This is a genomic window from Methylotenera mobilis JLW8, from assembly GCF_000023705.1.
GTDB classification, from domain to species: Bacteria; Pseudomonadota; Gammaproteobacteria; order Burkholderiales; family Methylophilaceae; genus Methylotenera; species Methylotenera mobilis.
Genome location: NC_012968.1, coordinates 1656667 through 1669512, shown reverse-complemented (window position 1 = coordinate 1669512; position 12846 = coordinate 1656667). Strand labels below are relative to the sequence as shown.

The following is a 12846-nucleotide window of genomic DNA, read 5'->3' as shown; positions in this document are numbered from 1 at the left end:
ATAAAAAATTCAACCAATAAAAAAGCCGCAATTAGCGGCTTTTTTATTGTTGTTTAAAACTATTCTTTTTTATCAGCAGCAGCTTTTTTGTCAGCTTTGGTTGATTTCTTAGCTTTGCTTTCTGTTTTAGTCTCTGTTGCTTTCGACTCTTTTTTGTCAGACTTGGCAGCTTTTTCTTCTTTAGCTGTATCGGTTTTCGCAGCTTTGGCTTCTTTTACATCAGCTGTTTTGCCTGCAGTTGCTGCTTTTTCTGTACCCACTGCTTGCGATTCTTTAGCTGGTTTATCTGCTTTAGCAGCTTTTTTCTCGGTGGTTGCTTTCGCATCTTTGGTATCGGCAGTTTTACCTGCTGCCGCTGCCTTTTCATTACCTACCGCTTTAGGGCCTTTAGCAGGCTTGCTATCGTTAGCCTTGGCATCAGCCATTACGGCTGTTGATTTGCCGCTAATTGAAACATCTTTACGCACGCTTTGCAGAGTGGCAGCACCAACGCCGTTTACTTTTTCGAGATCATCTACCGATTTGAAATTACCATTTTTCTTACGGTAGTCAATAATTGCCTGTGCTTTGACTGGGCCAATGCCGTTGAGGGATTCAAGTTCAGCCTGAGTTGCAGTGTTGATGTTAACTGCGGCTAGCGCACTGATACTAAAGCCTAAAAAAACAAATAATGCTAGTAACATTTTTTTCATTTTAATTCTCCGTTAAGTTATCAGACTAATCATTAATATTGTTTTAAAATTTAAACAATGCGATGCCCATCATAGCTTAAACCGTCAACATCAAACAAGCTTGAAACGGTTAAGTCTAAGACACACATTCAGCGTGAATCGCCTCTAATGCTTTGAGTGGGTTTGCTGCTTGTGTAATAGGTCTGCCGATTACCAGATAGCTAGACCCCATGTTTAGTGCATCTGCAGGAGTGACAACGCGCGACTGGTCGTCTTTGTTGACATTGGCAGGGCGAATGCCTGGTGTGACCAAGCAAAAATCATTGCCTAGTTTTGTGCGTAATATTTCGGCTTCTAATGCTGAGCAAACCACGCCATCCAAACCGGCTTGCTGCGTTAGTGTTGCTAAATTTAAAACATGGGTGGCGATATCCGTTTGAATCCCAATTTGATTTAAAGTCTGCTGATTCATACTGGTTAGCACCGTCACCGCAATTAATAGTGGCTTGCTAGCGCTGGTATCCACGGCTTGCTTAGCTGCTTGCATCATTTCCATGCCACCGCTGGCGTGCACATTCAGCATCCAAACGCCTAAGTTGCTTGCGGCGGAACAAGCTTTAGCCACGGTGTTCGGGATGTCATGAAATTTTAAATCTAGAAACACGCCAAAATTTGAGCGTGCCAGAGATTCAACAAACTGCGGGCCTGCACTGGTAAATAGCTCTTTGCCTACCTTCAAGCGACATAACGCAGGGTCTAACTGCGCTACTAGTTTTAGTGCACTGGCGCTATCTGCGTAATCAAGCGCAACGATGATTTTTGGGTCGTGTGATTGTGGCGTATTTTGTGATGTCGTCATGGTATATATCGTTTAATTAAACTGCAGTGGGTTCTGATGGCAGTGCTTCCCATGCGTTACACGCTGGGCATTGCCAATGATGGTATTTGGCTTTAAAACCGCATTGTTCGCAATGATAAGCAGTTTTGTTGCCAATCGCATGGCGCACGGCTTGCTGCATCAGTTGCGTGTCTTGTAAGTTGCTATGTTGTGGTTGGTTAGTTTCTACGATAGCCCGCGCCTGCAGTAACAAGTCTAAGGTATTGAGGCTAGGCTTTTTAATCAATTCGGTACGTGCGAGCTTCGCTGCACTTTCTGCGCCTTCTTCGGCTAAGGTTGCCTCATACAACACATTAAGCAATGAGTTTAGCTGGTAGGTTTGCAAATAAGTGTTGAGTAAAGCAAGCCCCTCAGCTGTCGCATTTAAATTACGGTAGCTAGCGAGTAATTTGGGGGCAATTAAGCCTAAGTATTCAGGTTTTTGGAACTCTATGCGCTTCCAGGTGGAGATCGCGACCTTATGCTCGCCGGACTCAGCTTCCAGGTCACCCAGTAATACATTGGCGCGTACACAATTTTTGTTGGCGCTGAGTGCTAGGTCTAGCTCAAAGCGTGCGCTATGCGTGTCATTGGCAAGTTTAGATTTGACAGCCATTTCACAATAGTAATGTGAGATTTCAACACGGAACGGCACACCAGAAAGACGCTCTAGCTCAGTTGCGGCTTTAATAGCACGCTCCCATTCACGCTCTCGTACATAAATTTCTAGTAGTGCACGCAGTGCCGGTTGGCGGTAACGGTCATCATCTAAAGTCTCAAATAGTTCTTCAGCGCGGTCAAACAGGCCGGCTTTTAAATAATCCTGCGCAAGCTCTGCGGTAACTGCGAGTTTTTGCTGTGGTTCCAGCTCTTTCTTGGTGAGTAGATTCAGGTGTAAGTGTATAGCACGATCTACCTCACCACGTCTTCTAAACAGGCTGCCTAAAGCAAAGTGTAGTTCTAGTGAGTCTGTATTGGCTTGTACCGCTTCTGAAAAAGCTTCGATGGCTTTATCATGCTGGTTGGTAATTAGGAAGTTCAAGCCTTTGAAATAGGCGGCGGGGAGGGCGGTAGACTCGGCCAGTAGTTGTTTAAGATCAACACGTGCGGCTATCCAGCCCAAGCTAAAGAATAAAGGTAATGCTAATAGCCACCAGAACTCAAATTCCATTTTATTCTACTTTATTAATTAATTAAGATTGTGAGCTTAGGTGCTGTGTGTGTGCATGTCTATGGTGATGCGCTACTTAACCTGATAAAGGTATGTAACCCAAGCTTGTTAGCATTTTACCTTATTTGTATATGGCAACATAAAAAAAACGGCAACCAGATGGTTGCCGTTTTAGCTTGGAACTTAAAAGCAAATGCTAGCTTAAATCCACACGTTCACGTAGTTCTTTACCTGCTTTAAAGTGAGGTACATGTTTCTCAGGTACCTCAACCTTGCTGCCGGTTTTTGGGTTGCGACCCAAACGCGGTGGACGGTAATTCAAGCTAAAGCTGCCAAAGCCTCTTATTTCAATGCGTTCGCCTGTCGCAAGGTTATCAGACATAGCGTCTAATATTGCCTTTACTGAAAGCTCTGCATCTTTCATCACCAGTTGCGGAAAACGTTCTGCAAGCAGTGTGATTAGCTCAGATTTTGTCATGCTTATATGCCTTTTTTTTCTTGATACTAAAATAACGGGCTAATTATTTCTTGCTATCTAACTTGGCTTTCAATAGAGCACCAAGGTTAGTCGTACCAGCAGCCGCGCCGTCATCTGGCAATTGAGCAGGTTCTTTAGCTTTAGCAGATTTAGCTTTAGGTTTAGCATCTGATTTTTCTTCAGATGAAGCACCTGAAGGATCAGCAGTCAGTTGTTTTACGCCTAATGAAATGCGCTCTTTTTCAACGTCGATAGCTAAGATCACAGCTTGTAATTCGTCACCTTTTTTGAAGTTGCGGATTGCTTCTTCGCCTGATTGTGCCCATGACAAATCAGATAAGTGAACTAAACCATCGATGCCGCCTGGCAAACCAATGAACACACCGAAGTCTGTGATTGATTTGATTTGACCTGAAACTTTGTCGCCTTTAGCGTGTGTTGCAGAGAAATCATCCCAAGGGTTAGCTTGGCATTGTTTCATACCCAATGATAAACGACGACGTGCTTCGTCGATTTCAAGAATCATTACTTCAACTTCGTCGCCTAATTGAGCGATTTTGCCTGGGTGAATGTTTTTGTTTGTCCAGTCCATTTCTGAAACGTGAACTAAACCTTCGATACCTGGTTCGATTTCAACGAATGCACCGTAGTCAGTCAAGTTAGACACTTTACCGAACAAGCGTGTGCTTACTGGGTAACGGCGTGTTAATGCAACCCATGGGTCGTCGCCTAATTGTTTGATACCTAGTGAAACACGATTTTTCTCTTGATCGAATTTCAATACTTTAGCTTCAACTTCTTCACCTACTGTAAGCACTTCTGATGGGTGCTTAACGCGACGCCATGCCAAGTCAGTGATATGTAGCAAACCATCAATGCCGCCCAAATCAACGAATGCACCGTAGTCAGTGATATTTTTAACGATACCTTTAACAACAGCACCTTCAGCCAATGTACCTAGTAAAGCTTCGCGGTCAGCACCAGCAGAAACTTCCATTACAGCACGACGTGAAACCACGATGTTGTTACGTTTACGGTCTAGTTTGATTACTTTCAAATCACATTCTTTGTTTTCGAATGGAGTAGTGTCTTTAACTGGACGTACGTCAACCAATGAACCTGGCAAGAATGCCATGATGCCGTTTACAGATACGCGTAAACCGCCTTTAACTTTACCACTTACAAAACCTTTGATGATGCGGCCTTCGTTCATCGCATCTTCTAAGTCTAACCATGTTTCCATGCGTTTAGCTTTTTCGCGTGAAAGTACGGTTGAACCGAAGCCGTCTTCTAGCTTCTCAATTGCTACTTTAACAAAGTCGCCCACTTGAACTTCAAGTTCACCTTGAGCATTACGGAATTCGTCAGCGTTGATTACGCTTTCAGATTTAAGACCTGCGTTAACGATCACATGATCATTATCAACAGAAACAACTTCAGCAGTGATCACTTCGCCAGAACGCATTTCTTGGCGAGCTAAGCTTTCTTCAAAAAGCGCAGCAAAGGATTCCATAGATGAAGCAGTAGAATTAGAAGTAGAAGCCATTAAATAAAATTACCTAAAATATCCCACCTAGCAGTGGGGTAGTTAAAAAACTACGCATCGGTGACGACGGGTAGGACTAAATAGGGTGATAAAACCCGAATCTGGAATTATAACTAAAACATTGAAAAATAAAAGACTATTTATGAATTTTTACTAATATTTTTACTATTTAAAATAGCCTGTTGCACTATATTTTGGTGAAATCAAGGTGTTGCAATCTAATCTTGATTTATTTTCGAAATATTTAGCCACTTAGTCTTTTAGTCATACGCGCTAAAGCTACATCTTAAGTAGATATACAAATATAGGTTTATAAGCTTAGGCGTTACACTTCTGATAGGCATCCAGCACCATGTTCACCGCGTCTGCAATACTCAGATTGTCAGTTTCTAGCAGGATGGCATGCTCTGCCATGACTAATGGTGCACTGGCGCGGCCTTTGTCTCTGGCATCGCGCTCTTGCAGGTCTTGTAAGATGTTATCGTAGTTAGCTGGCTGGTTTTTGCCTAGTAGTTGTTTGTAACGGCGCTGTGCTCTTACCTCGGTGGAGGCGGTAAGGAATATTTTGAGTGGGGCCGATGGGAAAATCACCGTGCCCATATCGCGGCCATCAGCCACTAAGCCTGGTGCTTGTAGAAAGCTGTGCTGCAAATCGACCAAGGCTGCGCGAACCGGGGCGTGCACCGCAACTTGGGATGCGCCTTTGCCCATTAACTCAGTGCGAATTTCGTTGGAAATATCCTGCCCATTTAACAACACTTGCTCATGTACGAACTTGATTTGTAAAGATTTTGCACATGCGGCTACCGCGTTGGCATCATCCCAGGCAATATTGTTTTGGTGCGCTGCAAACGCCACTACTCGGTAGAGTGCGCCGGAATCCAGGTAAGCGAAGCCTAGTTTTTCGGCAACCAATTGCGCTACTGTGCCTTTGCCGGAAGCGGATGGGCCATCAATGGCAATAACTGGAAGGTGGTGAGCTTGCGTGTTGTTCATCTGTAAAAATTTATCGTAGTGTTAATAACAATCAATGCGTGTAAATTCGCCCCATAGTAACAAGGCACATCTGGGCTTATGACACCAGTTTTTTGAATTCAGCAAAGTAGTTAGGGAATGTTTTGGCTACACAGTTAGGGTCGTTAATGATAATCGGCACACCACCTAAGCTAACTAGTGAAAAGCACATGGCCATGCGATGATCATCGTAGGTGTCAATCGCTGCATTCGGGGTTAGGGTTGCCGGCGGCGTGATGGTGATGTAATCAGCGCCTTCTTCAACAATCGCGCCTACTTTGCGTAACTCTGTGGCCATGGCGGCAATACGGTCAGTTTCTTTCACGCGCCAACTGGCGATATTGCGTAAAGTGCTGGTACCCTTGGCAAACAGGGCGAGGATGGCCAGGGTCATGGCAGCGTCTGGAATGTGGTTGCAATCCAAATCTATCGTATGAATCTGCTCGGCCTTGCTAGCAGTGATATGGTTGTCAGCATAGCTGATATTGCCGCCCATCAGTGCTAAGGCATCTGCAAAACGCACATCACCTTGAATGCTGTCTTTGCCTAAACCTTGCACCGTGACGTTGCCGGCAATAGCACCAGCCGCTAGAAAGTATGAAGCACTGGATGCGTCGCCTTCTACAAAAATTTCCTGCGGCGCAGTATAGCTACTGTTGGCGGGGATCGTGAAGCTTTGCCAGCCATTGCGTGCCACTTGCACGCCAAACTTTGCCATCAGGTTGAGGGTGATTTCAATATAAGGTTTGGAAATTAGTTCACCGATCACCTCAATGGTGGCTTGCTGTTTGGTTAATGGTAGTGCCATCAGTAATGCAGTAAGAAACTGGCTGGAAACATCACCGCGAATCTTAATCCGCTTGGATAAGTCCAATTGAGGTGCGGCAATTTTTAGCGGTGGATAACCATCGTTAGCCAGATATTGAATATCTGCACCAGCTTGTTTTAGGGCGTCGACCAAGTCGCCAATCGGGCGTTCATGCATGCGCGCCACGCCGGATAGTTGGTAATTGCCGCCTGCTAAAGCCAATGCCGCGGTAAGAGGCCTGAAGGCGGTACCTGCGTTGCCTAAGAATAAATCAGCCTGTTTATTAGGGAAGTTGCCGCCGCAGCCTGTGACGCGCCAAGCATTGTCAGCAAAGTTCTCTAACTGTACGTCTAAAGCTTCCAATGCCTCTAGCATGCGGGAAGTATCGTCAGATGCTAGTACATCGCGTATCTCGGTGGTGCCATTGGCAAGTGCGGCCAGTAGCAGGGTGCGGTTAGAAATGCTTTTTGAGCCTGGTAAAGTTAGCGTACCTTGCGCCTGATGGCTTGCGGCTAGTGTGAGTTGTTCCATAATCAATTCTTTAATTAACTCTTTATCTTGTAGATTACTGTGCTCTTGTTGTGCTTTAAGTTTTTTGTGTTTTAAATTTACTGTGCTTTAAGTTTACTGATCTCTAAGTTTTGCCCAGTTGTTACGGGCAGTGCTGGCGCGCTCGAATAACGTATGCAGTGCGTCGCCATCGCTTTGTTCCAGCATGTGTTTTAATCGAGACAGCTCGTCCTGGTATGCGGTGATTTCACTCAATAGTGCCGTTCGGTTAGCGAGGCTGATATCACGCCACATTTCAGGGTGGCTGCCTGCAATGCGGGTAAAGTCTCTAAAGCCGCTGGCGGCAAAGCCAAATAGCTGCTCTGCGTTCTGGCGTGAGGCAATATCATCCACCAGCGCAAAGGCCAACAGGTGTGGTAAATGGCTGACCGCGGCAAAAATGCTGTCGTGCGTTGCTGCCGGCATTTCGGTGACGCTGGCACCGCAAAGCTGCCATAACTCACGCACACGCTGCACTGCATCAGCATTGGTGGCTTCAGTTGGCGTCAGCACTACATTTTTATTGCGGTACAGGTCTGTAGTGGCAGCGGTAACGCCACTTTTCTCCGCGCCGGCAATGGGATGGCCGCCCACAAACTGGTTAAATTGCTCACCCAGTATTTCCTGTGCGCAGGCAAGTACGTCACTTTTAGTGCTGCCTGCATCGGTAATCACGGTGCTTGGCGCTAAAGCTGGTTTAATGCTGGTAAGAATGCTGGCTGTTTGCGCGACTGGCGCGGCAATCAGCACCATATCTGCGTATTGTAGCGCTTGGGAAGCGTCACTGCATGCGGCATCTATTACGCCTAAATCCAATGCGGATTGCATGCTGTCAGTGGAGCGACCCACACCTATGATTTGTGCTGCACTGCCTGCTTTTTTTAAAGCGAGTGCAACCGAGCCACCAATTAGGCCCACACCGAAGATAACGATTTTTTTCAATTTTTTTAAGATGGTTCACGACAATCAATAGCTGCAATTGTAACATTGTTGTAATTGCCAAAAATCATAGCGCTATTTTTTGTTTTTCTGGAGCTGAAAATTAAAGTGTAAATCATTAAAAAACTCTTAATTATTTTTTTGTGGCGTTATTTAAACAACTAGGTAATAATCAAAATAAATATTCTGCACAAAGTAAATAATAATGAGAATTTGGCAGCTAATAATATTTATTCAACTCATCGTGTTTCTTCAGTCGCGGCCGCTTCTTGCTGCTAGCGTCGATGCGGCCGCGGGCTCTAAAGTTGCGGTCATTGCCTCTTCATCATCTACCCCAGGTGTCATTAGCGCCAATACGCTGCGCGCTATATTTGTAATGAATCAGACCAAGTGGAGTGACGGTACTCCAGTCAAAGTCTATGTGTTCTCAGATTCAAATCCAATCCATGAAACTTTTAGCAAAGAGGTTTTGAAGTTTTTTCCACGCCAGCTAAGACGCGCTTGGGATAGGCAGGTGTTTGCGGGCTTGGGGCAATATCCTGAGCAGGTTTCTACGCCACAAGAAATGCTCGCAAAAGTGAAGGCTACGCCTGGTAGCGTAGGTTATCTATTGTCGCAAGAGGTGAACCAAGATGTACGCATACTTCAAATTTCGCAATAGATCTAGCCGTAGCCGGGCTGGCCTTAATCAATGGAGCACTAGGTGGCTACTGGTATTCTCTCTGTTCGCATCCAGTGCGGCTAATGCGGTTGATATGCTGGATGGCAAGCTACAGCTACATGGATTTATTACCCAAGGGATGATCAATACCACCGGCAATAACTTTCTAGGTAAGAGCCGCGATGATATTAGTTATGATTTCCGTGAGGTGGGCTTAAACGCTACCTATCGTGCGCTGCCTCAATTACAGTTTTCCACACAACTCATTTCTCGCAAGGCAGGTGAAAATGACAATGGCGAGTTACGGATTGGGCATGCCTTTGTTGATTGGACAGTAGCCTCTGGTGATTGGGGTAGCTCCGGTGTGCGCTTGGGCCGGGTGAGGGTGCCATATGGTCTTTATGCGGAAACCGGCGATGTGGCATTTACCCGTGACTCAGCTATTTTGCCGCAGCCGATTTATTTTGATGTAACGCGCCGCTTACAAAAGTCAGCCGACGGTTTGTCGCTTTATCATAACGCGGTTTCTGACTATGGTAACTTTGGCATCAAGTATTACCTAGGGTATCCACAGGCCGACGGTAAGTCGACCGAGGCTACGTTTTTAGGTAAGGACATGCCTGGTCGATTGGACTCTAAATTGACACAGTTGGTTAACTTCTCATTTGATAGTAATAACGGTCAGTGGCGGCTTGGATTGACAGCAGCTAATGTCAAGATGGCGTACGATAGAAAAGCTACTGACTCTTTATCCAGTGGTGATATCACCTTAGTGCCCTACCTGTTATCCGCACAATATAATGCGGAAAAATGGAGTTTAACCGCCGAATATTTACTTGAATTTCTTGAATTTAAGGGATTTGGCCCGCTCATGGATAGCAAAACAAGTGCAGATGGCTTTTATGTGCAGGCGGCCTACCGTCCAGCGTCCAAGTGGGAAGTTTTTACTCGCTATGATGCTTTTTATAGAGACCGTTCTGATCGCCATGGGAGGGATTGGCAGGCGACCACAGGACTCCCTGACTTTATGCTCTACAGTAAGGATTGGTCAGCTGGCGTGCGTTATGACGTGAATGAAAGCTTTAGCTTGCGTGCAGAAGCACATCGGATTAATGGTGCTGGCTGGCTATCTCCGCTGGAAAACTCAAATCCTGCTGCACTCGAAAAAAGCTGGGATATGTTGATTTTGCTTGCTTCTTATCGCTTCTAACTCTTAGCCTAAATCATGTTATCGCTGAGAAAAGGTCCGAATATTTTCTTTAGTCTTAAATGGAAGATTATGGCTTTGTTGGGCTTGGTTTTCGTGACACTAACGTTGTTGTTGATTAGTTGGGCTTATTTAAGTCAGGCTGAACGCCTTAAGCATGAGCGTGAAGTTGTACATGCGCGCTACTTGGTGCAGTTTAAGGCGATGCTGGCTGACTTTTCATTAAAGACTTCACAAGTTTCTTCTTTAGTCGCAACCATGGTGGGTGTTGATGGTGCGTTGTCAACAAAGGGCGCTGCTACTGCAAAATGGCTGGGGCCTCGTGTTAACTCTGCGCTCGCATCATTGCAGTTAGATTACGGTTTAGAGTCAATCCGTATTTACGATCAACATCAGCATATGCTGGCTGAGTGGGCTGGGTTAAGGCAGCAAAATGCTTTGGAAGTACAGCAGGTTGCCGAAGCGATTCGTCAAGAATCTAGCCTTACATGGATTGATTGTACTGAAGTATGTTTGCAGTATGCCACAACGCCTATGCTTACTAATGGCAAGGTAAGTGGTGTGGTTGTGGTCGCATCCTCCATGGCTGATTTAATCTTATCGTTTAATCGATTCTCTGGTGCCGATGTTGGATTTGTATTAAAAAACGAGGCGAATCATTATCAAAATGCCTTGCCGAAATTAGGGTTACGTATTGCTGGGCTATCAAATGCCAATGTTAATTTACCTTTGTTACAGCAGTTGGAAAGCATTGTATTGGCAAAGAGTCAGCATGTTTGGCAGCGTGTTGCTTATTCTGACAAATACTATGATCTTGTTTTTTTTCCGATTGAGCACAAATTGGTGAATGTGCCGGCCATGGTTGTAGTGATTGAAAATGTAACAACGCAAGTGCTGGAGACGCATGAGTCCACATTACAGCGCTTGAAATTTGGCTTTATTTTTACTTTTTTCATGCTACTGGCGATTTATTTTTTATTGAATACGCCTCTCAAACGTATTACTGATGCCGTTAAGGCCATTCCATTTTTAGGAGAACGGCAATTTGAAGCGGTACGCGCGCAAATAAAAATACGCAAGAACCCAGTGCTTTTAGATGAGGTGGATCGGTTAGCAGAAGCCGCACTGAAACTAACAGACCGCCTACAATCTCTTGAAAAGGATGCGAGCCTGCATCAATCTGAAATTCTGGATATGTTAGGTCGGATCACACAAGCTAACGCATTTTCGGAGCGTATTTTAGATACCGCACAAGTAGTAATTGTGACGCAGGATGGGAATGGCAAGGTAACCAGTATCAACCATTATGGTGAGCAACTCTTAGGCTGGGATGAACGTAACCTGCAAGGTAAGTCTTTAATTGATGCACTGGAGAAACCGGGAGGGCGTGGACAATTGCGCCAAGTGTATCAGGGCATTATTGCCAACAGTGTTGACACTCATTATCACGAGTGCACCATGTTGTGTAACCATGAAGTAAAGCGTGAAATAGCATGGCACCACTCACGTATGGATGGTGAGCAGGTGCAAATTTTGTCGGTAGGGGTTGATATTACTCTACGTAAAAGAAGTGAGGAGAAGAGCCTGTACTTAGCTGAGCATGATCAGCTTACTGGCTTGATTAATCGTCAACGGTTTATGCAGGAAATAGAAGCTGCACTCGTGAGGTTGAATGGGACTAGTGCGTGTGAAGCATTGCTTTATCTGGATTTGGACGGCTTTAAATATATTAACGATATTTCAGGGCATACGGCAGGTGACATGGTATTACGTACTGTAGCGGATATCTTGTCCAATATCTGCGACACGCAGGATACGCTCGCGCGGCTTGGTGGTGACGAAATGGGTATTTTGGTACGGGATTGTGATTTGCCAAGAGCAATTAGTATTGCTGAAGAAATAAACCGTCAGTTAGGCGAGATTAAATACCCGGGGCTGGCTGGTGATCACCATATTACAGCAAGTATCGGTATTGTGGCTGTTAGTGCCAATAATCATGATGCTAAGCGCTTACTGGCTAATGCAGATATTGCTATGTATCAGGCTAAGCTGACCGGTAGTGCACGCTTGCATGTGTTTTCTGAGGGCGAACACTTACAGCAGAAACTAGAGCAGAAAGTGCTATGGGAAGACCGCATTAAACAAGCGCTACGAGAGCAGAGCTTTGTCATGCAGTATCAGCCTATTTTGGATATCCATCAAAATGTCATTAGTCACTATGAAGCACTTGTACGCATGGTCGATGAAAATGGGGCAATGGTGCCGCCTGGCGAGTTTATTGAGTTTGCCGAACGTTCAGGGTTGATTAAACAAATCGACCACTATGTCGTGCGTACTGTGATTAAACGTTGGGCAGAGTTGTTGGCGGAAGGTAAGGATCGCAAAGTGGCCATCAACCTCTCAGGACACAGCATGAATGATGAAAACATGCTGACCTTATTGCAGAGCTTGTTTTTACAGCATCCTGAATTGCCATCACATATTATTTTTGAAATTACAGAAACTGCAGCAGTAGCAGATTTTGCAACGGCACAAACTTTTATTGAGACCATACGTGCTTTGGGCTGCGCGTTCTCATTGGATGATTTTGGCGTCGGCTTCTCTTCTTTCTATTACGTGAAGCACTTCCCGGTGGATTATGTAAAAATTGACGGCTCGTTTATCCGCAATCTTGCCGATAGTACGGATGATCAGATATTTGTGCGCGCACTCACAGAGGTGGCGCGTGGCTTTGGCAAGCGTACAGTGGCAGAGTTTGTGGGTGATCAGCGCTGTTTAACGCTGCTGCGAAGCTATGGGGTTGATTATGCGCAAGGTTACTTTATTGGTAAGCCAGCAAATGAAGTTGTGTAAAGTTAAATAGTATTAAGCAGTGTAATGCTAGATGTGACAGTTAACACCTCAGCTTGCTGGCTACATCAGCAA

At 45.2% G+C, this 12846-nt stretch carries 11 protein-coding genes; 3 read left to right on the top strand and 8 right to left on the bottom strand.

Going from position 1 to position 12846, the window contains the following annotated elements; all coding sequences use genetic code 11:
- Positions 1 to 59: 59 nt before the first annotated feature.
- The 8 genes from MMOL_RS12305 to MMOL_RS07680 all read right to left on the bottom strand — a co-directional run bounded on the left by MMOL_RS12305 (position 60) and on the right by MMOL_RS07680 (position 8056).
- Positions 60 to 692, bottom strand: coding sequence for a ComEA family DNA-binding protein (locus tag MMOL_RS12305; RefSeq protein ID WP_015832461.1), 633 nt, complete (start codon positions 690 to 692; stop codon positions 60 to 62).
- Between the two features lie 115 nt (positions 693 to 807).
- The gene (gene pyrF / locus MMOL_RS07710; protein ID WP_015832460.1) at positions 808 to 1530 is read right to left on the bottom strand and encodes an orotidine-5'-phosphate decarboxylase; all 723 of its coding nucleotides are present in this window, start codon (positions 1528 to 1530) and stop codon (positions 808 to 810) included.
- Positions 1531 to 1546: 16 nt separating this feature from the next.
- On the bottom strand, positions 1547 to 2719 hold the full coding sequence (gene lapB, locus MMOL_RS07705; protein ID WP_015832459.1) for a lipopolysaccharide assembly protein LapB: 1173 nt from the start codon (positions 2717 to 2719) through the stop codon (positions 1547 to 1549).
- A gap of 196 nt (positions 2720 to 2915) precedes the next feature.
- Entirely contained in the window at positions 2916 to 3197 is a 282-nt protein-coding gene (locus tag MMOL_RS07700; RefSeq protein WP_015832458.1) for an integration host factor subunit beta, read from the bottom strand.
- Positions 3198 to 3240: 43 nt separating this feature from the next.
- Positions 3241 to 4743, bottom strand: a complete 1503-nt coding sequence (gene rpsA / locus MMOL_RS07695) for a 30S ribosomal protein S1 (protein ID WP_015832457.1) — start codon at positions 4741 to 4743, stop codon at positions 3241 to 3243.
- A gap of 318 nt (positions 4744 to 5061) precedes the next feature.
- A complete protein-coding gene (gene cmk, locus MMOL_RS07690; RefSeq protein WP_015832456.1) occupies positions 5062 to 5739 on the bottom strand; it encodes a (d)CMP kinase in 678 nt (225 codons plus the stop codon).
- A gap of 76 nt (positions 5740 to 5815) precedes the next feature.
- Positions 5816 to 7096 (bottom strand): 3-phosphoshikimate 1-carboxyvinyltransferase, encoded by a 1281-nt coding sequence (gene aroA / locus MMOL_RS07685; protein WP_015832455.1) that lies wholly within the window; start codon positions 7094 to 7096, stop codon positions 5816 to 5818.
- A 93-nt stretch (positions 7097 to 7189) separates the two neighbouring features.
- Positions 7190 to 8056 (bottom strand): prephenate dehydrogenase, encoded by an 867-nt coding sequence (locus MMOL_RS07680; RefSeq protein ID WP_015832454.1) that lies wholly within the window; start codon positions 8054 to 8056, stop codon positions 7190 to 7192.
- 202 nt (positions 8057 to 8258) lie between these two features.
- On the opposite strand from MMOL_RS07680, the gene MMOL_RS07675 reads away from it, so the two are divergent.
- Genes MMOL_RS07675 through MMOL_RS07665 form a run of 3 tightly spaced genes read left to right on the top strand, consistent with a single transcriptional unit; the run spans position 8259 to position 12774 of the window.
- Positions 8259 to 8714: a type 2 periplasmic-binding domain-containing protein gene (locus MMOL_RS07675; RefSeq protein ID WP_015832453.1), complete on the top strand. Its 456-nt coding sequence runs from the start codon at positions 8259 to 8261 to the stop codon at positions 8712 to 8714.
- Positions 8686 to 9924 (top strand): porin family protein, encoded by a 1239-nt coding sequence (locus MMOL_RS07670; RefSeq protein ID WP_015832452.1) that lies wholly within the window; start codon positions 8686 to 8688, stop codon positions 9922 to 9924. Before MMOL_RS07675 ends, MMOL_RS07670 begins: the two co-directional genes overlap by 29 nt.
- 15 nt (positions 9925 to 9939) lie before the next feature.
- Positions 9940 to 12774, top strand: coding sequence for a bifunctional diguanylate cyclase/phosphodiesterase (locus MMOL_RS07665; protein ID WP_015832451.1), 2835 nt, complete (start codon positions 9940 to 9942; stop codon positions 12772 to 12774).
- Positions 12775 to 12846: the final 72 nt, after the last annotated feature.

What these genes read in the sequence shown, in the direction of transcription:
- MMOL_RS12305 (WP_015832461.1), bottom strand. Translation starts at nt 692, where the DNA reads ATGAAAAAAATGTTACTAGCATTATTTGTTTTTTTAGGCTTTAGTATC.
- pyrF (WP_015832460.1), bottom strand. Translation starts at nt 1,530, where the DNA reads ATGACGACATCACAAAATACGCCACAATCACACGACCCAAAAATCATC.
- lapB (WP_015832459.1), bottom strand. Translation starts at nt 2,719, where the DNA reads ATGGAATTTGAGTTCTGGTGGCTATTAGCATTACCTTTATTCTTTAGC.
- MMOL_RS07700 (WP_015832458.1), bottom strand. Translation starts at nt 3,197, where the DNA reads ATGACAAAATCTGAGCTAATCACACTGCTTGCAGAACGTTTTCCGCAA.
- rpsA (WP_015832457.1), bottom strand. Translation starts at nt 4,743, where the DNA reads ATGGCTTCTACTTCTAATTCTACTGCTTCATCTATGGAATCCTTTGCT.
- cmk (WP_015832456.1), bottom strand. Translation starts at nt 5,739, where the DNA reads ATGAACAACACGCAAGCTCACCACCTTCCAGTTATTGCCATTGATGGC.
- aroA (WP_015832455.1), bottom strand. Translation starts at nt 7,096, where the DNA reads ATGGAACAACTCACACTAGCCGCAAGCCATCAGGCGCAAGGTACGCTA.
- MMOL_RS07675 (WP_015832453.1), top strand. Translation starts at nt 8,259, where the DNA reads ATGAGAATTTGGCAGCTAATAATATTTATTCAACTCATCGTGTTTCTT.
- MMOL_RS07670 (WP_015832452.1), top strand. Translation starts at nt 8,686, where the DNA reads ATGTACGCATACTTCAAATTTCGCAATAGATCTAGCCGTAGCCGGGCT.
- MMOL_RS07665 (WP_015832451.1), top strand. Translation starts at nt 9,940, where the DNA reads ATGTTATCGCTGAGAAAAGGTCCGAATATTTTCTTTAGTCTTAAATGG.